Origin of the sequence: Rahnella variigena, assembly GCF_003610915.1 — a bacterium.
In the GTDB taxonomy this organism is placed as follows: Bacteria; Pseudomonadota; Gammaproteobacteria; order Enterobacterales; family Enterobacteriaceae; genus Rahnella; species Rahnella variigena.
In genome coordinates, this window is record NZ_NSDJ01000002.1 from 432,461 (window position 1) to 456,632 (window position 24,172).

A 24,172-nucleotide genomic window follows, 5' to 3' on the forward strand; every position below is an offset into this window, starting at 1 on the left:
TGCTTTTGATAAGCAAGCCCGCCCGGGTACTTATTCTGTCAGCACCCAGACACTGACACTGCCCCCGGCGCAGAAGAATACTGCCGATCCTTTTTCGTCAGTTTCGATGATCTCTTCGCGGTTACCCAGCAGGTCATGCCATTTTTTATGGCCGAAATTATCACCCATTTCGATGGCTTTTTCCCCGGCTTCGCTGTTTGACATCACGACGACACAGCCCGGATGCTCGGCGGTACCGCTGCGGCTGAAGGCCAGACAGTTCGGGTGATCAAAATAATCGGTCTGAACGCCCCATGCGTGGGTTTGCCGCGCTTTAATTAAGGTTTCCAGCCCAGGGATCACCGGCATGTCGATGGTGTAACTGTTGCCGTCATCGCCTTCATCTTCGTAATTCGCACCGCACAAGTCCGGATAAAAGACGATCGGCACGCCCTGTTCACGCAGCAAAATCAGCGCATAGGCCAGCGGTTTGAACCAGGGTTCAATAGGCGCTTCCAGTGACTGCAACGGCTGAGTATCGTGGTTTGCCACCAGCGTGACGGCATGTGCCGGATCGGCTGCTACCAGCGTATTGTCGAAAATCTGGCTCAGGTTGTAATCTGCGCCTTGCTTTGAAGCGTGATGAAAATTCAGCTGCAACGGCGCATCGAAAAGCATGGTTTTGCCTTCGACCTGCTCAATATAATTTTGCAGCGTCGGCACATCGTGCGACCAGTATTCAGCCACGATATAAATCGGTTCTTCAGCCTCATTCTGGACATGATCGATCCAGTCTTTATAAAACCATGCCGGTATGTGCTTAACCGCATCCAGACGGAATCCGGTGCAGCCGGTCTGTTCAAGAAGCCAGCGTGCCCAGTATTTAAGCTCTTCGCTGACCGCGTTGTTGCGAAAATCGACATTGGCGCCCATCAGATAATCGTAGTTACCGAATTCGTCATCCACCTGATCGTTCCAGCCGCCACCGGTGTAATCGTTGATGATTTTGAAGATGCCATTCTCGTCAGGATTTTCGATATGATCGACGCCGCTGAAGCAGTGAAAATCCCAGATGAATTTCGAATACTGGCCGTTGCGGGCAGCGAATATAAAGCGCGTCCAGGCATCGGCCTCAATGATGTCGTCACTGATTTCTTCACGATTATCGATATTGACGCGGTTTACCTGCACGCGTTCTTTCTCATCCGCACCCATTTTATGATTGAGCACCACATCAAGGATCACGCCCATTCCGTTAGACTTCAGTGCGTTGATGGCGGCGAGTAAACCCTCTTTGTCGCCGTATTTTGTTGCGCGGCTTCCCTTCTGGTCAAACTCACCCAAATCGAACAAATCGTAGGTGTCATAACCAACCGAGTAACCGCCGGAATCCCCTTTATAAGCAGGCGGGAGCCACGCGGCGGTGATACCGGTTTCGGCCAGCCATGCGGCCTTTTCGGCCACTTCCGGCCAGAGTTGTCCACCGTTCGGGTAATACCAGTGAAAGAACTGAAACAACGTAGGATTCTGCATACAGGCTTTCCATTCAGATGACCGGGAAATGAAGTATGGAGCAGGAATGGAAAAAATGCGGCGCGGAGCAAAAAAAAGCCGGTCAGTGAGGTGACCGGCTTTGAGATTACGCGGGAGTATGATCAGTCAATATCAGGATGCTGCGCAATCAGGTTCTTTCTTTTAGCTTCAAGTTCAACAATCTGCGCGTCAATATCTTCGATTTTCTGTTCGATATTGTCGTGATGTTCCTGAAGGATTTCTTTCGCTTCTGCACGGTCCGATGCGGCCGGCGTTGCGCCTTTCAGCGGACGGTTAGCCGTTTCTTTCATGAAGATACCGGTCACCAGGCCGATGATTGCCACCACCATCAGGTAGTAAGCAGGCATATACAGGTTACCGGTGGCTTCGACCAGCCAGGCGGCGATGGTCGGTGTCAGACCGGCAATCAGCACGGAGATGTTGAAAGCAATCGCCAGCGCGCTGTAGCGGATGTGTGTCGGGAACATGGCCGGCAGTGTCGATGCCATGACGCCGATGAAGCAGTTCAGCAATACCGCGAGGATCAGAAGTCCGGCAAAAATCAGCCCGACAACACCGCTGTTAATCAGAATGAAGCACGGGATAGCCAGAATGAACAGACCCACGCTGCCGATCAGAACGAACGGTTTACGGCCAAATCGGTCACTCAGCAAGCCCATGAACGGCTGTACAAACAGCATACCGACCATGATGGCGATGATAATCAGCACGCCGTGATCTTCTGAGTAATGCAGGCTGTGAGACAGGTAGCTCGGCATGTACGTCAGCAACATGTAGTAAGTGACGTTAGTCGCAATCACCATCCCGACGCAGACGATCAGCGGTTTCCACTGCTTGGTCAGAATTTCACGGAAAGAGACTTTCGGCGGCTCTGCAATGTCCTTACGGGAATCGCTGTCGATTTTATCAACGTGCTGCTGGAACGTCGGGGTCTCTTCCAGCGCATGACGCAGGTAGATACCGATCAGGCCCAGCGGTGCGGCGATGAAGAACGGAATACGCCAGCCCCATTCGAGGAAGTTGGTTTCACCGACAATACTGGAAATCAATACCACCACGCCCGCGCCGAGGATAAAACCGGCGATAGAGCCGAAGTCCAGCCAGCTGCCGAGGAAGCCACGTTTTCTGTCAGGGGAATATTCGGCAACGAAAATCGCTGCGCCGGTGTATTCACCCCCGACCGAGAAGCCCTGTGCCAGTTTAGCCAGTAACAGCAAAATCGGAGCCCAGATACCGATGGTGGCGTAACCGGGGATCAGGCCGATACAGAAGGTACTGACCGACATGATAATGATGGTGACGGATAATACTTTTTGACGGCCAAACTTATCGCCCAACGCACCAAAGAACAGGCCGCCCAGAGGCCTGACGAGGAACGGAACGGAGAAGGTAGCCAGAGCGGCAATCATCTGAATGCCCGGATCGGCGCCCGGGAAGAAGACCTGACCCAGTGCAAAAGCGACAAAGCCGTATACACCGAAGTCGAACCACTCCATTGCGTTACCTAACGCAGCTGCGGTGATCGCCTTCTTGAGCTTGGAATCATCAATGATAGTAATGTCGTTGATTTGCATCGGTTTAACGCGTTTCTTTCTTAATCTAATCATGTACATCCCTTTTCTAAAATAACTTCACTGTGTAAAGCGTGAGGTATGTGTTCAGCACCCTTAATCTATTTTGGGTATCAATTGTTATTTACGAAACCATGACATTATAGAATGTTTTTTACAGAAGGGAAAAATGTGATCAATGTTGCATTTTCGGCAGCGATCGCCGCCAGTGTGCAACGGTAAGTGGTAATGTGTTTTCAATTTAATGAAATTGCATTTCAATTAATAAACAAAAGCCCACACAAGGCTGATTTTATTGCCACTTATGAGGTGAATCATGGCGAAAGGTTCTCAGATTCAATTCAATTTTCACACGGTTCAGGACGCACAGACCGGCGCGCGCGTGACGCGTCTGACCCCGCCCGATGTTCTTTGCCATCGCAACTATTTCTATCAGAAATGCTTTACCCGTGACGGCGGCAAGCTGCTGTTTGCTGGTGAGTTTGAAGGTAACCGCAACTATTATTTGCTGGATCTGCAGACGCAAAAGGCGGTTCAGCTGACGGAAGGACAAGGTGACAATACCTTCGGTGGCTTCCTGTCGCCAGACGATCAGTGTCTGTATTACGTGAAAAATGAGCGCAGTTTGCAGTGCGTAAAACTGGACGATTTCAGCGAAAAAACCGTTTATACCGTGCCGGAAGATTGGGTTGGATACGGCACCTGGGTGGCGAACAGCGAATGCACCAGTCTGGTGGGCATTGAAATCAGTCGTAAAGACTGGACGCCGTTATCTGACTGGAAAATCTTCCAGGAGTTTTATCATAGTCATCCCCACTGCCGCCTGTTGCGTGTCGATCTCATCAACGGCAAGTCCCGCGTGATACACGAAAAGAATGAATGGCTCGGGCATCCGATTTATCGTCCTTTTGACGACCATACCGTCGCGTTCTGTCATGAAGGCCCGCACGATCTGGTGGATGCCCGCATGTGGCTGGTGGATGAGGATGGCAGCAATGTGCGCAAGGTGAAGGAACATGCACCGGGTGAAAGCTGTACGCACGAATTCTGGGTGCCGGACGGCTCCGCGCTGATGTATGTGTCTTATCTTAAAGGCCAGCACGACCGCCATATCCGCCGTTTTGATCCGCAAACCGGCGAAGATATTTGCCTGATGACCATGCCTGCGTGTTCGCATCTGATGAGTAATGAGAACGGAACGCTGCTGGTCGGTGACGGTTCCGGCACGCCGGTTGATGTGAAAGATACCGCCAGCCATACGATTGAAAACGATCCATGGCTGTATATTTTCGACGCCCGTACCCGTCAGCATGCCCCGCTTGCTGCCCATAACAGTTCATGGCGTGTGCTGGATGGCGACCGTCAGGTGACGCATCCGCACCCTTCTTTCTCGCCGGACGACCGCCACGTGCTTTTTACCACTGATTACGAAGGCCTGCCGGCGCTGTATCTGGCAGAAATTCCGGATGCCCTGCTCAGCTCGTTAAGAAAGGACTAACCGATGTTTGTATTTAAAAAAGAGATCCCCTTACAGGATTTAGGTGACGGTATAAGCCGTCGCGTTCTGGCACATAACGGCAGCATGATGGCCGTCGAAGTGTATTTTGAGGAAGGCGCAGTCGGGCCGATGCATAACCATGTGCATGAGCAACTGACGTACGTGCTTTCCGGTCGCTTCAAATTCACTATCGGCGAGGAAACTCACGAAGTGACCGCGGGCGACACGTTATACAAAAAACCGTACATCATGCACGGCTGCGTGTGTCTGGAGAAAGGGGTGTTGTTAGATACCTTCACGCCCCAAAGAATGGATTTTCTGTAACCCGTCATCTTTTGAGCCGTCTCTGCGTTGGCTGCCTTGACTCACCCCGGTCACTTACTTTAGTAAGCTCCCGGGGATTCGCTCAGTTGCCGCCTTGATACAACTTAAAATATTTAGGGTTAAACGAATAGAGCTGCATAAAAAACCGGTGCCACATGGGCACCGGTTTTTTTGTCATCAAGAAAATGAAATCTTACGCGAGGATTTCACGCACGAAGGTTTCGATCTCTTTGTTCTGACAGTTCTCGAAGAAACATTTCTGGAAACGTTCACCGGTCACGGCGGTTTTCACCAGTTCCGGATCGATGGCACGCAGCGTATCGAGATAGTTTTCTTTCACTACCGCGGCTTTCACCTGGTTCAGAATACCGGCATTGCGTACCTGAGGTTCTTTACGATCAGCCGGATAACCCTGGCCTTTCTCGCCGGTAAAGGCTTTCTCGAAGATGAAACGCACGTTGAGTTCTGCGCCCCAGCCGAAACCTTTGGCGAATGGCAGTGACAATGCGTTGCCGTTGTTGATTTGCGCGAACAGGAAAGCATCTGCAGGATCAATACAGTAACCGCAGTTAACGCCCGGATGAATGTTCAGTGACATCAGCGCACCCTGTCCGGTGCCGCAGCCCGCCACGACAAAATCAACCGCTTTGGAGTTGAGTAAAATGCTGGCCATGATGCCCAGATGGATGTAGGTCAGGTGGTGATCCTGCTCATCAGACATGCCCACGTTGTACACCGGATATTCTTTCTCAGATGCCACTGCGTTCAGTTCTTTCAGGATAATCGCGTTTTTAGCGGCCTGACTGTTTTCCATCATCAATGCAATTTTCATGAGATTTCCTCTTTGGGCAGCGGTGTGACCCGCCGCTGTCGGTGATTATTGAGCAATAATTGGCGTAATTAACGAGCCAGCCAGCCGCCGTCAACGGCAATCGTGTAGCCATTAATATAGTCGGATGCCGGAGAAGACAGGAAAACAACCGGTCCCATCAGATCAGAAGGCAAACCCCAGCGACCTGCAGGAATACGCCCCAGGATTTCTTCGCTGCGCGCTTCATCGGCACGAAGTTGCTGAGTGTTGTTGGTGGCCATGTAGCCCGGTGCAATGGCGTTCACATTGATATTGTGTTTCGCCCATTCGTTCGCCAGCAGACGGGTGACGCCCATCACGGCACTTTTCGATGCGGTGTAGGAAGGAACGCGGATGCCGCCCTGATAAGAAAGCATCGACGCAATGTTAATGATTTTGCCGCCGGTGCCCTGCGCGATGAATTGTTTCGCCACCGCCTGTGACATGAAGAAGACAGATTTGATGTTCAGGTTCATGACGTCATCCCAGTTCTTTTCGCTGAACTCAATGGCGTCTTCACGGCGGATAATACCGGCGTTATTGACCAGAATGTCGATATGGCCCATTTCCGACACCGCACGTTCGAGCAGCGCCGGGATCACTTTAGTATCGCTAAGATCGGCCGTCAGGCTCAGGAAACGACGCCCTGTCGCGCCGACACGTTCGATGGTTTCAGCAGGTTCGACAATATTGATGCCGACAATGTCACACCCTGCTTCAGCAAGACCAATGGCCATGCCTTGCCCCAAACCGGTATCACAACCGGTGACGACCGCGACTTTTCCCTTCAGAGAAAAATTATCCAGAATCATGATGTTTCCTTTTCATAAAACGGAGGCGAATGCGCTTTTCCGTAGGATTTTTGGTTGTCGGGCTGTGCCCGGCTCCTGAGTCATGAAAGGAGTTTAACGAGAAAATTCTCTCAACTCAACAAAATGAAACATCATTTCAATTTAGATGAACTTTGATGTCGTTTTTTGTTGGGTTGATCACGTCCTGAGAAATGCCGCTGTGCGGATGCCTGAAATGGTCATCATAAAGTGAGGTAAAAAGCAGAGATAAGTTCGACGTAAAGCATCGTGAGAATAACTGTGAGAGATGATGAGACACGCGAGAAAACAGAGTTCACTGCCCGGCAGGAAGCCGGGCCAGCGGTACACACTTACCGGGAGTAAGTGGAGAGAAGAATCAGTGCAGGCAGCCCTGACATTCCGCAGACATATTCAGACCGCGGCGCCAGTCACCAGGCGTCTGACCGAACTGACGTTTGAAGCTACGTGTAAAAGATTGTTGGGAGTCAAAACCCAGCGAAATCGCCACGCTGACAATCGGCTCTCCGCTGCTGGCCAGCATATCGGCAGATTTCTTCAGTTTTTTCTCACGAATGAATTCGCCCATCGGTAAACCGGTGTGCTCTTTGAACATTCTCTGAAGATACCAGCGCGAATAGCCTGCACGTTTGGCAACGGTTTTAATATCCAGTCGCTCTTCCAGATTGTGATCGATCCAGTCGATCAGGTCGTGAATGAAATCCTCGGTTCTCATGGGCAATCTCCTGCTTATTTTTTTGTTTGTGCGCCCCGAGGGCGACTCGTCTTTTTATAAACTGACCTAGTTTTCGCTTAAATGCAAGTTTTACTATTGCACTTAATTTGCCATTACCGGATAGTCACCCACCCCGAAGTAAACATTCTGTAAAATAGCACAGAAAGTGTAACAGTAATTCTTGCACTTTAGTAGGAGCATCCCTACAATCCCCTCGAATCAATTGTATCAGTATTTGATACATTATTGTGCTGATGAACGGCACAAGTCCCAAAAAAGTCAGATCAGGCAAAGGACGTTACCCGGCGGACAGGCCGTGTATTGCCTGGCAGCACTTACTCACTGGAAATAAAAATAATGATTAACCTGCAAAAATCACAGGTTGTTGCACGCGGCCGCTCCGGTGGCTCGCATTTGACGTTGCGCCTTTCAGGGATCGCGCTGATGGTTGCCCTGCTTGCCGGGTGTGATAACAGCGTGGCACAAAATTCGGCTCCACCTGCCCCGCAGGTCAGTGCCGCAGATGTTTTGATTAAATCTATAAGCCAGTGGGATGCGTTTAACGGACGCGTGGAAGCGGTACAAAGTGTGCAACTGCGCCCTCGGGTGTCCGGTTACATCGATAAGGTGAATTATCAGGAAGGTCAGGAAGTGAAAAAAGGTCAGGTGTTATTCACCATTGATGACCGCACTTACCGCGCTGCACAGGAACAGGCTCAGGCAGAACTGGTCCGTGCGCGTAATCAGGCCGGTCTGGCGAGAAGTGAATCGGCACGTACCGAAGCGCTGATGGGTACCCAGGCGGTATCAAAAGAAATCGCCGAGCAGCGCCGTTCCGCAGCATCTCAGGCGCAGTCAGATGTGCTGGCCGCTCAGGCACAGCTTGATATGGCGCAGCTTAATCTTGATTTCACCCGCGTAACTTCACCCATTGATGGCCGCGCCAGCCGCGCGATGATCACTTCAGGAAATCTGGTGACCGCCGGTGACAGCGCCAGTGTGCTGACCACGCTGGTTTCGCTCGATACCGTTTATGTCTATTTCGACGTAGATGAAGGCACTTTCCTGCGTTATCAGGCGCTGGCCCGCGACGGAAAATTCAATGACAACCCGCAAAATCGTCTGCCGGTTCACGTGGGCTTAGTTGGCGAAAACGGTTATCCGCACCAGGGCGTGGTGGATTTCACCGATAACCAGCTCAATTCCGGCACCGGCACCATCCGTATGCGCGCCCTGCTCGATAACCGCGACCGTACTTTTACGCCTGGATTATTTGCCCGCGTTCAGATGCCGGGCAGCGCGCAGTTCAGCGCCATGCTGGTGGATGATAAAGCCGTGCTGACCGATCAGGACCGCAAGTTTGTGTATGTGGTCGATAAAGACGGTAAAGCCCAGCGTCGCGATGTGGAAGTCGGCAGGATGTCCGGCGGATTGCGGATTGTGCAAAAAGGTCTGGAAGCCGGTGATCGCGTCATCATTGATGGTGTGCAAAAAGTCTTTATGCCGGGAATGCCGGTGAATGCCAAAACCGTCAGCATGGCCGCCAATGTTGCCGCGCCTTCTCCTGCTGCCGTTCAATAAAAGAGAATCCTGACTCATGGACTTTTCCCGTTTTTTCATCGACCGGCCTATTTTTGCGGCTGTTTTGTCGATTTTGATTTTGGTCACCGGGGCTATTGCGATCCCTCTGCTGCCGGTCAGTGAATATCCTAACGTCGTTCCGCCAAGCGTGCAGGTACGCGCCGAATATCCGGGTGCCAACCCGAAAGTGATTGCTGAAACCGTGGCGACGCCGCTGGAAGAAGCCATTAACGGCGTGGAAAACATGGTGTACATGAAATCTGTCGCCGGTTCGGATGGCGTGCTGGTCACGACCGTCACTTTCCGTCCGGGTACCGATCCGGATCAGGCGCAGGTTCAGGTGCAAAACCGTGTGGCGCAGGCGGAAGCGCGTCTGCCGGAAGATGTCCGCCGTCAGGGGGTAACCACTCAGAAGCAATCGCCAACGTTAACGCTGGTGGTGCATCTGGTGTCCCCTTCCGGCAAATATGATTCCCTGTATCTGAGCAACTACGCCACGCTGAAAGTGAAAGATGAGCTGGCGCGTTTGCCGGGTGTCGGGCAGATCCAGATTTTTGGTGCGGGTGAATATGCCATGCGCGTCTGGCTGGATCCGAACAAAGTTGCGGCCCGTGGCCTGACGGCTTCTGATGTGGTGAAAGCCATGCAGGAGCAGAACGTGCAGGTTTCTGCCGGTCAGCTTGGCGCAGAGCCGATGCCAAAAGACAGCGATTATCTGCTGTCCATCAATGCGCAGGGACGGCTTAAAGACGAAGACGAGTTCGGCAAAATCATCCTGAAAAGTGGTGATAATGGTGAAATTGTTCGTCTGCGGGATGTCGCGCGCATCGAAATGGGTTCCGGCAGTTATGCGCTTCGTTCCCAGCTTAATAATAAAGATGCCGTGGGTATTGGTATCTTCCAGTCGCCGGGGGCTAACGCCATTGATTTGTCGGATGCCGTGCGTGCCAAGATGACTGAACTGTCGGCCCGCTTCCCGGAAGGCATGACCTGGCGTGCGCCGTACGACCCGACGGTGTTTGTGCGTGATTCGATCAGTGCCGTAGTCCATACGCTGCTCGAAGCCGTGGTGCTGGTAGTGCTGGTGGTTATCCTGTTCCTGCAAACCTGGCGTGCGTCGATCATTCCGTTACTGGCAGTGCCGATTTCAGTCATCGGGACATTCAGTATTCTGTATTTACTGGGATTCTCGCTCAATACGTTAAGCCTGTTCGGGCTGGTACTGGCGATAGGGATAGTCGTTGATGACGCCATTGTGGTGGTGGAAAACGTCGAGCGAAATATCGAGGAAGGACTCGCCCCGAGAGAGGCCGCGCATCAGGCAATGCGGGAAGTTTCCGGGCCGATCATTGCGATTGCGCTGGTGCTGTGTGCGGTGTTTGTGCCGATGGCGTTTCTGTCCGGCGTAACCGGTCAGTTCTACAAGCAGTTTGCAGTGACTATCGCGATTTCTACCGTGATTTCCGCCATTAACTCGCTGACGCTCTCCCCCGCGCTGGCTGCACTGTTGCTCAAACCACATGGCGCGCCGAAAGACTTGCCGTCTCGTTTGATCGACCGTCTGTTCGGCTGGATTTTCCGTCCTTTCAACCGTTTCTTTAATGCCAGTTCTCATCGTTATCAGAGTGCGGTGTCGAAAACGCTCGGGCGTCGTGGTGCTGTATTTGGTGTTTATGTTCTGCTGTTGTGCGGCGCGGCATTTATGTTCAAAGCGGTGCCGGGCGGCTTTATTCCGACGCAGGATAAACTGTATCTGATCGCCGGTGTGAAGATGCCTGAAGGGGCGTCGCTGTCCCGTACAGACGCGGTGATCCGCAAAATCAGCGCCATGGGACTGAGTACCGACGGGGTGATTGATGCGGTCGCTTTCCCGGGACTGAATGCGTTGCAGTTCACCAATACGCCAAATACCGGCACGGTCTTCTTCGCGCTTAAACCCCTGAGCGAACGTACCCGCACGGCGGCAGAGATTAACGCGGAAATTAATGCCAAAATCTCGCAGATTCAGGAAGGATTTGCCTTCTCGATTATGCCACCGCCAATTCTCGGATTGGGTCAGGGTTCGGGTTACTCCCTGTATGTGCAGGATCGTGCAGGGCTGGGCTACGGTGCGTTGCAGACGGCGATCAATACCATGTCCGGTGCCATTATGCAGACGCCTGGCATGGGTTATCCTATTTCCTCTTATCAGGCTAACGTGCCTCAGCTGGATGCGCATATCGACCGCGATAAGGCCAAAGCTCAGGGCGTGTCCCTTGATGACCTGTTCAGTACGTTGCAGGTTTATCTCGGGTCGTCGTATATCAATGACTTCAACCGTTTTGGTCGTACCTGGAAAGTCATGGCGCAGGCCGATGGCCAGTTCCGTGACAGCGTGGAAGATATCGCTAATCTGCGTACACGTAACGATAAAGGCGAAATGGTGCCGATTGGCAGCATGCTGAATATCACCACCACTTACGGGCCTGATCCGGTGATCCGCTATAACGGTTACCCGGCGGCAGACCTGATTGGCGATGCTGATCCGCGCGTGCTGTCTTCTGCGCAGGCGATGACGGAGCTGACTGCAATGTCTAAAAATCTGCTGCCGAACGGGATGAATATCGAATGGACTGACCTGAGTTATCAGCAATCGACACAAGGTAACGCGGCGCTGATCGTATTCCCGATGTCGGTATTGCTGGCGTTCCTGGTGCTGGCGGCCTTGTATGAAAGCTGGACGCTGCCGCTGGCGGTCATTCTGATTGTTCCGATGACCATGCTGTCTGCGCTGTTCGGCGTCTGGCTGACCGGTGGCGATAACAACGTGTTCGTTCAGGTCGGGCTGGTGGTGCTGATGGGACTTGCCTGTAAAAACGCGATTCTTATCGTCGAATTTGCCCGCGAGCTGGAAATGCAGGGTAAAGGGATTATTGAATCGGCTCTGGAAGCATGTCGTCTTCGTCTGCGACCTATCGTGATGACATCAATTGCGTTTATCGCAGGGACCATACCGCTGATCCTGGGACACGGTGCCGGCGCTGAAGTACGCGGAGTGACGGGGATTACCGTGTTCTCCGGTATGCTGGGTGTAACACTGTTCGGGTTGTTCCTGACGCCGGTATTCTATGTGGCGCTGCGTAAGCTGGTGACGCGTAAGAAAGTCGTCGTGGAAACACAAACTGCCTGATCTGAAAATCAGAACGCAAAAAGCCGGGAAAATATCCCGGCTTTTTTTATGTGCTTTTTTAAGGTTTCCCGGAAGGAAACGTTGAACGCTATTTAGAGCAGACCGAACCTTCTGAGTATTCAGCAGCTAAGTCCTTGGTGCATTTGTATTTGCCACCACGCTCGAATTCCGCCAGAGCATCTGCGACCGTGTGGCGAGCCAGAACCTGGAAGGAGGCTTCTTCTGCTTCGTTAACGATATTTTTGAAATACGTACAAGCATTGGCGCTGACAACACAACGGGCAGGAACGTCAGGACGTGCGGCCCACAGGCGCTTGTCTTCTATCACCGCGCAATAAATATCACGAAGTGTGATTTCTTCCGCGGGACGACCCAGTGTGATCGAGCCGGTGCGACCGAGTGTGGAAACAATAATGCCGTGCTGCGTCAGCGGCACCATCAGTTTGCGGATAAAACTGGAGTTGGCTTCCAGACCCGTTGCTAAAATCGCACTGGTGCACCGCTGTTCAGCCTTTTGGGACTGAGCGATACAAAACACCATCTGCATAGCTGTCGGAAAGCGATAATCTAACATGTCATTGTCCTGAGAAACCAAGTCTTAGGTTAAGCACCCTATCACAGAGGAATTACCCTGTCCGTGATCTGGTCAATAATATAACAAAAAGACACGCCGTTGTACACGCGATTTATCAATACATTTCAATCATGTAGGGCACAAATCGCTTAATAAACAGCCCCGTCAAAATCCCCTTTTCACCTCTTTAAATTCAAGCGCTTGTAAGAAAATTCAGTAGGATCAGGCAAGCATTTGTGGAGTTTTTAGACGAATACAGCACGCGATACTTAACCAAAATATAACACGACGTTCATCACACCCCTTTCTGGCAGCCGCCATACTCCTGTATGCGTATTTATGGTACAAAGTATCGGCTATTCACTTACCCATTCAGAGACGCGCAATGGCCTTCTCCATCGACATTATTTCCTGCATCACCGACCGCTTTGTGGAACTTACCGCGACGGAAAAGCGTATCGCGCAATTTATTCTGGATGACGTGCAGTTCGCCTCCACGCTGCCGATTGCAGAAATGGCGCATCTTACCGGGACAAGCCAGGCGTCGGTCACCCGCTTTGCCCGCGCTATCGGCTGCAAAGACGTGCGTGAACTGAAAGTAAAACTCGCGCAGTCACTGGCGGTAGGCCAGCGTTTTATTCTGGACGTGCCGGATCTGGACGGCGTTCAGGGGATCTACGAAACAATCATTAATGTGCTGGACATCAACCGGCGCGCGCTTAACCCGGATTCACTCAAAAAAGTTGTCGGATGGCTCAGTAATGCCCGGCAAATTCTGGCGATTGGGATGGGCGGTGGCTCTACGATTTGCGCTCAGGAAGTCCAGTACCGCCTGTTCCGCCTTGGCCTGCCGGTGGTGAGCCAGAGCGATGGCCTGCTGGTGCGCATGATGTGCTCAGCCGTTGCGCCAAACGACGTGGTACTTGCGCTCTCGCTGGGAGGTTACACGCCGGAAATCATTGAGAGTGTGGCGATAGCCCGGCAGTACGGGGCCAAAGTCATCGCCATCACCACGCAGGATTCACCCCTGGCGGCCAATGCCGACATCGTGCTGCCGCTGATCGTGCGGGAAAATGACTACATTTTTAAGCCAAGTACCTCACGCTATGCCATGCTGGCGATGATCGATGTGTTGGCCACCGAACTGGCGATGGCCAACAAAACACAGGCAAAAGACCGTCTGAGACGCATTAAGCTTGCGCTGGACGGGCACCGGGGCGGCGTGGACCGCCAGCCGTTAGGGGATTAGGAAGAGATGACGTGCGCTTCGCGGGGTTTTAACTCCGCCATGCTGCCATAAACCGCCGTGCCTGAAGGCGGGTGGTTTCGACATCCTGACCGGCACGATACAGATCGCCGCCGAGCCCTGCCCCGGCACAACCGGCACGTAAATATTCCGCCAGATTATCCGGCGTGACGCCTCCCACCGCCAGTACCGGGACTTCCGGCGGTAACACCGCCTTAAGGGAGGAAATGTACGCCGGACCGAATGCCGCCGAGGGGAAAATCTTCAGCCATTGTGCCCCGGCTTCCAGCGCGGTAAACGCTTCGGTAGCGGTGGCGCAACCGGCACAAACCCACATTCCGGCATCGACAGCCCGACGGATCACCTTGGGCTGCGTATTCGGCGTCACCACCAGCTTTGCCCCGATATTCGCCAGAAAATCGACCTGTTCAACCTTTAGCACCGTTCCCGCTCCGATGCACGCCGAGTCGCCGTAACGCGTGACCATTTCAGCGATACTTTTCTGCCAGTCCGGCGAGTTCAGCGGGATCTCAATGTAACGGAAGCCCTCTTCAATCAGTGCGCCGACATGATCACTGGTCTCATGAGGATAAATGCCGCGTAAAATCGCGACCAAAAGTTTAGCGTCGTGCATCAAGAATGCTCCTTATTCCCTGCTGGAAAGCGGTGTCACCCGCAATTTCATTCACCGTTATGCCCGCCTGTTCACAGGCCAGCCAGTAACGACGACAAAGCGACTCACCACCGACCAGAGTGACCTGACTGACGGATAATTCACTGCGCATTGCCACCACTTCCGCACCTATCAGCAACCCGGACAACCAGTCGCCGACCGATCCCGGAGCCAGTTCGCCAAGCACCCGCCGCGCACGCGCTTCAAACAGCCTGTTCACTAATGCAGGCGATTCCAGCCCGCGTTGCAGGCCAGCCTGAAACGCCCGGTTATCATCTTGCTGTGCCGGCAAGCCTCTGCCAATCAGGGAATGCTGCATCAGCAGGTGATACAGTTCGCCCGTCATCGCTGTGGTGAACCCGCTGACTGCCCCCTCTGCCACCTGCACCCATTTGCTGTGCGTACCGGGCATAACGTAACAGGTGTCAGGGGCCAACTGCATCGCGCCGAGCAACTGCGTTTCTTCACCGCGCATGACGTTGTGTAGCGTGTTAAGACCCGGCACAATCCAGACCTGCGGCACGACCTCAAAAAGTTGCGCGCTCAGTGTTTGTAACGACACAGGGCAAGCCAGATAAGGCACCGTTTGCCAGCCTGCATCGCTGCCGACCATACCGGCCATTATCACGGGAAGAGTTTCTTTACCGCGCCACGGCTGGATATATTGCGCGAACACGTCACAGGCGGTTTGATCCACCAGCCGGCTGATGCCGTAAGGCAGTTGCAGGCTATCCGCGCACTGCCCGTTCAGGTATAACCAGGCGCGCAGATGCGATGATCCCCAGTCAACGGCAATATAATCCCCGCTCATCGTGCGCTCCCGGTGGCGCGTTTGCCCAACGGCACCGGTAACGGCTCAGGCTGGCTTTCGCGTTCGCGGGTGATCATATCCAGTGCCTCTTCGCGGCTCATTTTGCTGGCCGGCGTTACCAGCGTCACGACCAGCGCGCAGCCCAGACTCATCAACACAGACGGCACCACCGGGTTACCCCAGAAACTCATCCAGCTGTCGTTTACCAGCATCGCCAGTGAGGTCCCGGCGCCGCCAATCAGCGCAGCCATCGCGCCCTGCCAGTTAAAACGTATCCAGAATCGCCCCAGTATTGAGCAGATAAACAGGCCGGACATGATCATCGAAATCATTTTGGTGATGTAGCTGATGATGTCGTTGGAGGTCAGCGCGAAGATCAGCGCCAGCCCGATCACCAGCACAAGGGAAATACGCGACATGCGGATCGCCTTTTCTGGTGCGGGCATATGACCGGTGATCAGAGTGTAAAGGTCACGCAGCATGATAGAGACGGCGGCAATCGCGTCAGAACTGCCCGAAGACATATTGGCTGACATACCCGCAATCAGCACCGCCATTCCCAGCACCGGTGGCAAAACTTGAGTGGCGAACAGGAAGGCAAAGCCGCTGTTTGCCAGTGCCGGATTCATCGTGTAAGCGGCCATACCAATGATCGCGGGCAGGAAGGAGAAGCCCAGATAGAGCAAACCGGTGATCACAAAGGATTTACGCACCGTGCCTACGTTTTTGGCGGAATAAATACGCTGGCGGTAGGAAGGCGTGGCCAGTACTCCGACGCCAATTACCATTGCCAGAGAAAAAGCAGGCAGGATGCCGAGTTTATCCACTCCAAACAGGCTTTGCTTTGCCGGAACGACGGCCTGCTGGATATGGCTCCACCCGCCAACGTGATGTACCGCTAGCGCTGCCATCAGGATAAAACCGATAAACAGAATTAACGACTGCACGGTATCAATCCATACCACTGCGGAATATCCACCAATACCGACGTAAACCACAAAAGCTGCTGCAATAATAATTTTCGCCGTATTAATATCAATTCCGCTTGCCCATGACAGATATAAACCACCACCAAGAATATGCGCCCCCAGCCAACCAATAGATGCAATGAAGATTAATATTGCCACGACATTTTTAATGATTTTATTGCCGCCAGTGTAATAAGAGATCTCTTCGCTCATGGTCATAAAACGCATTTTTCGCACCGGCGCAAACAACCAGGCCAGCAGCAGAATACCTACCGCACCGCCCAGACCATACAGCATGCCCGCCCAGCCGTTGGTGTAACCGAAGCCTACCGCGCCGACGCTCGACCCCGTACCGACCATCGTGCCTACGGTGGATCCCAGCGTTAAAATTAAGGGTAATGAACGTCCGCCTAATAAAAAGTCATCGCCATTTTTCTGATTACGTGACACATACCAGCCCAGTGTAATCATGGCGCACGCATATATTGCAAACCAAATAAGAAAAGAATAATTATTCATGGCTCACTTCCAGATTAATTAAGTTGCAATGGCTCCCTGAAAAAAGACAAAGAAAGCCCGTTGGCACGTTCGTAGCGCACCTGAGTTATTTATAAATATATTTTGATAAGCCGGATGCACGCAGAGGGCATCCGGCCTGATCACGGAATAATTACTTCACGCGTTCAGCGTTATAACAGGTCAGGTCCACTTCTACTTTGCAATCCACCACCAGATCCGCAACGCAGCAGACGCGGGCCGGAGGATGGGCGGAAAAAAACTCGCTGAACACTTTGTTAAAGGACTGGAAATAACGCGCGTCGGTCAGGAACACCTTCACATGCACCACATCCGCCAGGGTGTAGCCTGCGCTCTCCATGATGTCCACGCAGTTTTGGATAGCCAGCCGCGACTGCTCGATAATGCCCCCTTCCACCACTTCGCCATCTTTCATCGGTGTTTGCCCGGAAACATAAAGCCAGCCGCCCGCCTCTACGGCCTTGGCAAACGGCAGTGGCTGCCCGCCCGTTCCTGTACTCCCGCCCACTCCGTAACGTTTAATACTCATTATTGCTCCTTATGCATACTGTATAAATGCGTGCTCAGGGGACAGCGTCTGGCTCTCCCCGCAAAATTCTACCGGCGTAAAAAACGCCCGGCGCGACCGATAACCTTTTTATCCCGGCCATAACTCATTACGCCGTTGACCAGCACCGCTTCGATACCCGCCGCAGGCTGCTGGGGATCGCTAAAACTGGCCACATCGCGCACGGTTTGCGGGTCGAACATCACCAGATCGGCGAAATAGCCCTGTCTGACCAGCCCGCGTTCAGCAAGCTGGAATCGTGCCGCGGACATGCCCGTCATCTTATGAACCGCCACCGTCAGCGGGAAAAGTTTCTCGTCACGGCTGTAATGGCCAAGCACCCGGGGAAATGCGCCCCACAGACGCGGATGCGGCATCGGGTCGTTTGGCAGTCCGTCGGAACCCACCATCGTGACCGGATAACTCAGTACGCGCCGGACATCGCGCTCGTCCATGTTGTAGTAAATGGCGCCGGCGGGCATCAGTAATTTTCCAGCATCGTGAAGTGACATCGACCAGCTTTGCGCAATCTGCTGTAACGACTGTCCGGCCACTTCCGGATGCGGCTCAGACCAGGTGATGACTATTTCAAACTCGTCGGTGATTTGTTTGAGGTCCAGCGTAGAAGAGCTGGCCGAATACGGGTAGCAATCGCAGGAAACATCCTGCGTTTCGCGAACTTTATCGAACAGCTTCAGTGTTTCCACCGTACGCCCCCAGTTCTTCGCTCCGGCACATTTGTGGTGGGACACCACCACCGGCACGTTGCCGTGACGACCAATGCGAAACGCCTCATCGAGTGCCTCCAGAATCGGCTCAAACTCGGAACGCAAATGGGTGGTATAGATGCCCTTCTGTGCCGCGAGTTCCTCTGCCAGCGCCATCACTTCTTCCGTCGAAGAGTGAAATGCCGAAGCATAAGCCAGGCCGGTGCTCAGCCCCAACGCGCCCTGCTGCAACGCCAGTCTAAGCTCTGCGCGCATCCCGCTGATTTCTTCTGCCGTCGCGGTGCGTAACAGGTCATCCATATGGTTATTACGCAATGCCGTGTGGCCGATAAGCGTACCGACGTTAATCGCCGGTCTCGCCTGCTCAACGGCCTGAGCGTAAGCACTCACCGTCGGGTAGATAAAATGCTTTGCCTCACCGAGTAAATTCATCGGGTCTGGCACGTGGCCTTTGATGGTTGCCGTGGCCGCGCTGATACCGCAGTTGCCAACAATCACCGTAGTAATGCCCTGACTGATCTTAGGCAGATACTCCGGCAGCCGGATCACATTGATGTCGTCGTGTGTATGCACGTCAATAAATCCCGGCGCCAGCACGCGGCCGGTACCGTCGATTTCATGCACAGCCTGACCACGGATTGCCGGTGCAATTTCAGCGATACGGTCGCCCTGCACTGCAACATCGGCGCGGTATTGTTCCCCTCCGCTGCCATCAATGACCGTAACGTTTCTGAACAGATAATCAAACTTCATACGTTCCTGCCCTTCATAGTGTTCTGAGTTAAATTTAACCATTTACAAGGATGGAAAACAGTGGAAGACTACACAAAACGCACACGATTACCTGATACTTTTATTCATAAAATTGCTTAATTAAAATAAAAACACCTAATTTTCATTATGTTAATATTGATATTTATAATGAAAGATTAAAAAAATGAAAGGAACTATGTTATGAAATACCAAGAAGGTAACCTCGTTCCGCACAAGTCAGCGCTCCTGGTTTCCCCAGCCAACATGCTGAATGAAGACGTCTGCCTGCCCGCCGCTGTGATCAAAAAATCCGCTCTGGAAAATAACATTCAGTGGATGCAACGCTATGCCGATACCCGTGGCGTATCGCTGGCACCTCATGGCAAAACCACTATGACGCCGTGGATTTTTCAGCAACAGCAGCGTGCTGGCGCCTGGGCCGTTGGCGTGGGCAGCGCCTGGCAAGCCAGTATCGCGATGGTAAGCGGCATGAAGCGGGTTTTGATGGTTAACCAGCTGGTGGGCAAAGCGAATATGCAGCTGATTTCAGCGCTCAAAAATGAATATCAGGACGTCGATTACCTCTGCTGCGTTGATAGCCTTGCCAATGCCAAAACCCTTTCGGCATTTTTCAGCGCGCAGAACCAGCAGCTGGATATTTTGATCGAGCTGGGCGTACCCGGCGGGCGCTGCGGCTGCCGTACCACCGCGCAAGCCCTGCTGCTGGCAGAAGAGATTTCTGGCTTGCCGGGCTTACATTTACGCGGCCTCGAACTTTACGAGGGGGTACTGCACGGTGACAATCCGCAGCCCAAAGTGGAAGCGTTGTTACGCGATGCCGCAGGCCTTGCCTGCCAGCTTGAACGCTATGTCGAAGGGGAATTTATCCTCACGGGCGCAGGATCAGTCTGGTATGACGTAGTGTGTAACGTCTGGCTTGAAGCACAAAAACCGGCAAACTGCCGCGTGGTGATTCGCCCCGGCTGCTACATCACCCACGATGCAGGCATTTATCAGCAGGCACAAGACGACCTGATGGCCCGCGACCCTGTGGCCTGTGATTTGGGGGGTGATTTGGTTTCAGCGCTGGAACTGGTTGCAATGGTGCAATCGGTGCCGGAAAGTGGCCGTGCGATTGTGAACTTCGGCAAGCGCGACAGCGCCTTCGACGCAGGTCTGCCGCAGCCGGTGGCGCATTACCGTCAGGGTAAAGCACTTCCGTTGACGGCAAAAAGCATCAAAACCACGGGGATTATGGACCAGCACGCGATGCTGGAACTGGCTCCTGAGGCCGACGTGCAGGTGGAGGATATTCTGGTATTCAGCACCTCTCACCCCTGTCTGACCTTCGACAAATGGAAAGCGCTGCTGCTGGTCGATGAGAATTACAACGTGCTGGAGACACTGGAGACCGCATTCTGACGGGAGCCCAGGTTGCTACTCTGTTATTTCATGGGCAGCATCGCTGAAGCTTACGTAACCAGTCACTCGCACACATTCATTCTTCAGGCTCCTGAAGAAGAACTCCATCGGGCTTCTGGTTATTTCTGGGCTTTGTCTATCACAAGCTCACTGGCTCGAGTGAAAAGGATTGTGCGGTTAAAGGGGGAACAGAAGAGTGTTATTATGATTAGACTTATCAATATAATATTAACAAACTGTTCATGAAAATCAGTAATGCGAAAAAAAAGCCCATCCGATGGACTGCACCCCAAAAGTTGGACACCCAACTGAGTAAGGTGCAGTTTTTTATGGCGAAGCCAAAATATACCCTCGAAACCAGAGTGGCTGTGGTCAGCCATTACCTCTACGGCAATGACGGGACACAACGGACCGCAGAACGTTTTGGTGTCGAAAGAACATCCGTTCGTCGCTGGGTCAGAGCCTGGCAATTACACGGTATTGATGGCATTACCTGGAAAAATGACCGCCATTCTCCGGCATTCCGGATTGCTGTTGTCCGGACTGTTCTCGGTGAAGAACTTTCAATGCGCGAAGCTGCCGCACGGTTTAATATCTCAAACGAGACCGTCGTCCGGCACTGGGTTAATGTCTACAAAGACGCTGGTGAGAATGGACTTCTGAGCATAAAACCCGGCCGGAGCAAAGGCATGACAAAACCCAAAAAAGCATCCCCACTTACCGATGAGGCGCTGGAAAAGTTATCTCCCGAAGAGCTGCGGGCTGAGCTCCGTTACCTGCGTGCAGAGAATGCCTACCTAAAAAAGCTAAAGGCCTTAGTTCAAAGCGAGAAAAACGGCAAAAAGCCGCAATAATCAGTGAGCTAAGGCGTAATTATGCGCTTAGTGACCTTCTGCGTGCAGCGGGGATGTCCCGCAGTACGTGGTATCACAATATGAACGCGCTGAAGCGAGTGGACAGGCATGCCGGACTGAAAGACAAAATCAGAGAGATATACCACCATCATAAAGGGCGTTATGGTTACCGCAGGATCACGCTCTCACTGAGAAAGCAGGGGCTGCTGGTGAACCATAAAACAGTACAGCGGCTGATGGCAGAGGTGTCGCTCCGGTCGCTTATCAGGGTGAAGAAATATCGCGCCTGGAAAGGGGAAGCGGGCAAGGCAGCCTCCAACCTCCTGAGTCGGGACTTCAGTGCATCAAAAGCCAACGAAAAGTGGGTTACGGATGTTACAGAGTTCTCGATACAGGGTAAAAAGTTGTACCTGTCACCGGTTCTCGATCTTTTTAACCGGGAAATCATCTCATACAGCCTGTCGGAAAGACCGGTGATGGAAATGGTGAATACCATGCTGCGTGATGCGTTCGCAAAGCTCAGTCCAGAAGATGCCCCGTTGTTGCACTCGGATCAGGGTTGGCAGTATCGAATGGCAGCCTATCAGGCAAAATTAAAGGCAGAGGGCATAACGCAAAGTATGTCGCGTAAAGGAAACTGCCTGGATAATGCTGTAATGGAGAACTTCTTCGGTACGCTGAAATCGGAGTGTTTTTACCTGAGCCAGTTCGGGAGTCTCAGGGAACTGAGGGAGGCGATAGAGGGGTATATCCATTACTACAACAACGAAAGAATAAGCCTGAAATTAAAAGGCCTGAGTCCGGTAGAATACCGAACCCAGGCCCTGAAAGCCGCTTAACATGAACTGTCCAACTTTATGGGGTCAGTCCACGAAGATGGGCTTTCAATATTGATATTTGCGATTTAAATCACAAGCATCTTAATCACGAGCATCAGAACTGGTAAACCAGACCGACTGCTACGATATCATCGGTAGAAATACCGGCTGCTTTGTAGAAGTCATCATCGTTATCCAGCAGGTTGATTTTATAATCAACATAGGTAGACATGTTTTTGTTGAAATAATAAGACGTGCCGATTTCAACATATTTGACCAAGTCTTTATCATTCCAGTCTGAGTTCAGATGAATATCTGAGTTCAGATCCTTGCCTTTGGATTGCAGGTAAGCAATAGAAGGACGCAGACCGAAATCGAACTGGTATTGTGCCGTCACTTCAAAGTTCTGAGTTTTGTTTGCAATCGTATCATCACGATCACCGTAACCCGTCATGTTACGGGTTTCGGAATACATAGTAGCCAGATAGAGACCATTAGCATCGTATTTCAGCCCTGCAGTCCATACGTCCGCTTTATCGCCGTCTGCTGTTGTAAGATTTACCTGATCGTTAGTACGGTCTGAAGAGGCATAAGCTGCCGCTGCACTCACACCCATGCCGAAATCATAGGAAGTAGAAATACCGAAGCCATCGCCATTTTGCTGACGCATGGAACGACCACCACGGTTATTGGTGCCTTCTCCTGTGATATCACCGTCGTTTGCGCCCTGATATTGCAGTGCAAAGTCCCAGCCTTTCACTTCGCCGAAGAAATCGGTGTTACGGTAGGTTGCCACGCCGTTGGTACGACCCACCATGAAGTTATCCGCAGTGGTGTAAGTATCGCCACCAAACTCAGGCAGCATATCGGTCCAGGCTTCAACGTCGTATACAACACCGTAGTTACGACCGTAGTCAAAAGAACCATACTCACCAAATTTCAGGCCCGCGAATCCCAGACGGGTCGCATTACCTGATGTACCGCTATTGCCTTCAGAATTATCGGCCTGAATGTTGTATTCCCACTGACCGTAACCAGTCAGCAGATCACTGATTTCTGTTTCACCTTTAAAACCGACACGGACATAAGTCTGGTCGCCGTCTGCGCCAGCATCGTCAGAAAAATAATGCAAACCATCAACCTTACCGTACAGATCTAATTTGTTGCCATCTTTGTTATAGATTTCTGCTGAATGAGCTGCGCCTGCAACCAGTAATGCCGGGATAATAATCGCCAATGCTTTTAATTTCATGATGTCATTCCTTTATCATTTAATTGAATACTAGAATTTATTATATATACATTATCAATGAGTCTAAGCTCGTGTTAATACTACCTACAGAGTTCCATTGCTCAGTAGATAAATTATCTCTTTTGGTTTTATTATTTATTGCTAATTATTTCCCGGTGGCGTTTTAATATATTCCCTGAATAATTCATTAAAATACATACAAAATTTATATTTATAGCCGAGCTATGTAGTGTGATAATTTAATTTCTGAGTTCCGGCATCATCACTGGAATTCGATTTACCCTTCCTTGGTTGTAACTTCATAGAACGCGCCGCATCCCCCTTAGCGGCTTTACCATTTACCCCGCCTGACTGCGGGTTTTTTTTTGCATAAAAAAACCCATAACCGGCGAAAGTTATGGGCTCAACAATTGAGAGAGAACTAAAATTTCTACGACGAGGTCAGAGAGACTTTCCACAACAACCTTCATAACGGAGGCTGACATTGTGCCAGGCACAAGGGCAACACCGGTTATTAAGGGTACAACAAGCACTATCAGGAGAAACTAAGGTTAATCGCACAGCTCGTTCCAGTAGCTGAAGCGCATTAAACGTATATAGCGGTCAGGGGCGGCGAAACCAGGCCGGATCACTGTTCCCCACATCAATACCGTACAGACAACCGGTTGCCAGAAAACTTTCCAGCAGACGCGACGTGTCCTGCGCCATTTCTTCAGTCTGGTGGTGCGGCTTACGTTGAGTAATGCGCTGCCATAAGGAGCGGTGTTCAGCAGTTTGAGCGGTCGTTGACATACAGGCCTCCGGTTATTCACGGCTTTCTGTTTAAAGCTTTTATGCAACAAGCTTTACAGACTCGTAGCAGAAAGTATCTTCTGCTGGAATGACCTCAGTTAACCTTTTTCTTCCTGCAAACAGAAC

At 52.0% G+C, this 24,172-nt stretch carries 20 protein-coding genes; 7 read left to right on the plus strand and 13 right to left on the minus strand.

What is annotated here, in order from left to right; all coding sequences use genetic code 11:
* Window positions 1-30: 30 nt before the first annotated feature.
* Together amyA and proP are read right to left on the minus strand one after the other, a co-directional pair.
* Window positions 31-1,512 (minus strand): alpha-amylase, encoded by a 1,482-nt coding sequence (gene amyA / locus CKQ54_RS23910; RefSeq protein ID WP_120163578.1) that lies wholly within the window; start codon window positions 1,510-1,512, stop codon window positions 31-33.
* Window positions 1,513-1,634: 122 nt separating this feature from the next.
* Window positions 1,635-3,137, minus strand: coding sequence for a glycine betaine/L-proline transporter ProP (proP, locus tag CKQ54_RS23915; protein WP_112286704.1), 1,503 nt, complete (start codon window positions 3,135-3,137; stop codon window positions 1,635-1,637).
* 283 nt (window positions 3,138-3,420) lie between these two features.
* Here proP and CKQ54_RS23920 point away from each other — a divergent pair, with 283 nt between their 5' ends.
* Both CKQ54_RS23920 and CKQ54_RS23925 read left to right on the plus strand, forming a co-directional pair.
* Window positions 3,421-4,602, plus strand: a complete 1,182-nt coding sequence (locus CKQ54_RS23920) for an oligogalacturonate lyase family protein (RefSeq protein ID WP_120163577.1) — start codon at window positions 3,421-3,423, stop codon at window positions 4,600-4,602.
* A 3-nt stretch (window positions 4,603-4,605) separates the two neighbouring features.
* Window positions 4,606-4,926 (plus strand): cupin domain-containing protein, encoded by a 321-nt coding sequence (locus CKQ54_RS23925; protein ID WP_120163576.1) that lies wholly within the window; start codon window positions 4,606-4,608, stop codon window positions 4,924-4,926.
* Between the two features lie 193 nt (window positions 4,927-5,119).
* Here CKQ54_RS23925 and CKQ54_RS23930 read toward each other — a convergent pair whose 3' ends face one another.
* The 3 genes from CKQ54_RS23930 to CKQ54_RS23940 all read right to left on the minus strand — a co-directional run bounded on the left by CKQ54_RS23930 (window position 5,120) and on the right by CKQ54_RS23940 (window position 7,321).
* Window positions 5,120-5,758, minus strand: a complete 639-nt coding sequence (locus CKQ54_RS23930) for an RpiB/LacA/LacB family sugar-phosphate isomerase (RefSeq protein WP_112286679.1) — start codon at window positions 5,756-5,758, stop codon at window positions 5,120-5,122.
* 68 nt (window positions 5,759-5,826) lie between these two features.
* Entirely contained in the window at window positions 5,827-6,588 is a 762-nt protein-coding gene (gene kduD, locus CKQ54_RS23935; protein ID WP_120163575.1) for a 2-dehydro-3-deoxy-D-gluconate 5-dehydrogenase KduD, read from the minus strand.
* 376 nt (window positions 6,589-6,964) lie between these two features.
* Complete coding sequence (locus CKQ54_RS23940) at window positions 6,965-7,321, minus strand: helix-turn-helix domain-containing protein (RefSeq protein ID WP_112286681.1); 357 nt, start codon at window positions 7,319-7,321, stop codon at window positions 6,965-6,967.
* Window positions 7,322-7,678: 357 nt separating this feature from the next.
* Between CKQ54_RS23940 and CKQ54_RS23945 the strand changes: the two genes are divergently transcribed.
* Both CKQ54_RS23945 and oqxB read left to right on the plus strand, forming a co-directional pair.
* Entirely contained in the window at window positions 7,679-8,902 is a 1,224-nt protein-coding gene (locus CKQ54_RS23945) for an efflux RND transporter periplasmic adaptor subunit (RefSeq protein WP_208644646.1), read from the plus strand.
* Window positions 8,903-8,918: 16 nt separating this feature from the next.
* Window positions 8,919-12,071 (plus strand): multidrug efflux RND transporter permease subunit OqxB, encoded by a 3,153-nt coding sequence (oqxB, locus tag CKQ54_RS23950; RefSeq protein WP_120163574.1) that lies wholly within the window; start codon window positions 8,919-8,921, stop codon window positions 12,069-12,071.
* A gap of 88 nt (window positions 12,072-12,159) precedes the next feature.
* Here the strand turns inward: oqxB and CKQ54_RS23955 are convergent, their stop codons facing one another.
* Window positions 12,160-12,645: an RrF2 family transcriptional regulator gene (locus CKQ54_RS23955; RefSeq protein ID WP_113878276.1), complete on the minus strand. Its 486-nt coding sequence runs from the start codon at window positions 12,643-12,645 to the stop codon at window positions 12,160-12,162.
* 385 nt (window positions 12,646-13,030) lie between these two features.
* Here CKQ54_RS23955 and CKQ54_RS23960 point away from each other — a divergent pair, with 385 nt between their 5' ends.
* Window positions 13,031-13,894 carry a MurR/RpiR family transcriptional regulator gene (locus CKQ54_RS23960; protein WP_112286684.1) on the plus strand — a complete coding sequence of 288 codons (864 nt, stop codon included), beginning with the start codon at window positions 13,031-13,033 and terminating at the stop codon, window positions 13,892-13,894.
* Between the two features lie 28 nt (window positions 13,895-13,922).
* On the opposite strand, the gene CKQ54_RS23965 is transcribed toward CKQ54_RS23960, so the two are convergent.
* From CKQ54_RS23965 to CKQ54_RS23985, 5 genes are all read right to left on the minus strand, one after another.
* The gene (locus CKQ54_RS23965; RefSeq protein ID WP_120163573.1) at window positions 13,923-14,525 is read right to left on the minus strand and encodes a 2-dehydro-3-deoxy-6-phosphogalactonate aldolase; all 603 of its coding nucleotides are present in this window, start codon (window positions 14,523-14,525) and stop codon (window positions 13,923-13,925) included.
* Window positions 14,512-15,375 (minus strand): 2-dehydro-3-deoxygalactonokinase, encoded by an 864-nt coding sequence (locus tag CKQ54_RS23970; protein WP_120163572.1) that lies wholly within the window; start codon window positions 15,373-15,375, stop codon window positions 14,512-14,514. Before CKQ54_RS23970 ends, CKQ54_RS23965 begins: the two co-directional genes overlap by 14 nt.
* On the minus strand, window positions 15,372-16,862 hold the full coding sequence (locus CKQ54_RS23975; RefSeq protein ID WP_120163571.1) for a sodium:solute symporter family protein: 1,491 nt from the start codon (window positions 16,860-16,862) through the stop codon (window positions 15,372-15,374). The genes CKQ54_RS23970 and CKQ54_RS23975 overlap by 4 nt, the downstream gene beginning before the upstream one ends.
* Window positions 16,863-17,013: 151 nt before the next feature.
* Complete coding sequence (locus tag CKQ54_RS23980; RefSeq protein ID WP_112286688.1) at window positions 17,014-17,409, minus strand: RidA family protein; 396 nt, start codon at window positions 17,407-17,409, stop codon at window positions 17,014-17,016.
* A gap of 68 nt (window positions 17,410-17,477) precedes the next feature.
* Window positions 17,478-18,908: an N-acyl-D-amino-acid deacylase family protein gene (locus CKQ54_RS23985; RefSeq protein ID WP_120163570.1), complete on the minus strand. Its 1,431-nt coding sequence runs from the start codon at window positions 18,906-18,908 to the stop codon at window positions 17,478-17,480.
* Window positions 18,909-19,109: 201 nt separating this feature from the next.
* Here CKQ54_RS23985 and CKQ54_RS23990 point away from each other — a divergent pair, with 201 nt between their 5' ends.
* Both CKQ54_RS23990 and CKQ54_RS24000 read left to right on the plus strand, forming a co-directional pair.
* A complete protein-coding gene (locus tag CKQ54_RS23990) occupies window positions 19,110-20,330 on the plus strand; it encodes an amino acid deaminase (RefSeq protein ID WP_120163569.1) in 1,221 nt (406 codons plus the stop codon).
* A gap of 329 nt (window positions 20,331-20,659) precedes the next feature.
* A protein-coding gene (locus tag CKQ54_RS24000) for an IS3 family transposase (protein WP_120349679.1) occupies window positions 20,660-22,023 on the plus strand; the annotation gives its coding sequence in 2 pieces (ribosomal slippage) (window positions 20,660-21,149 and window positions 21,149-22,023; 1,365 coding nt in all).
* 94 nt (window positions 22,024-22,117) lie between these two features.
* Here the strand turns inward: CKQ54_RS24000 and ompC are convergent.
* A complete protein-coding gene (gene ompC, locus CKQ54_RS24005) occupies window positions 22,118-23,254 on the minus strand; it encodes a porin OmpC (RefSeq protein ID WP_120163802.1) in 1,137 nt (378 codons plus the stop codon).
* A gap of 603 nt (window positions 23,255-23,857) precedes the next feature.
* Window positions 23,858-24,046, minus strand: coding sequence for a hypothetical protein (locus CKQ54_RS24010; RefSeq protein ID WP_120163803.1), 189 nt, complete (start codon window positions 24,044-24,046; stop codon window positions 23,858-23,860).
* Window positions 24,047-24,172: the final 126 nt, after the last annotated feature.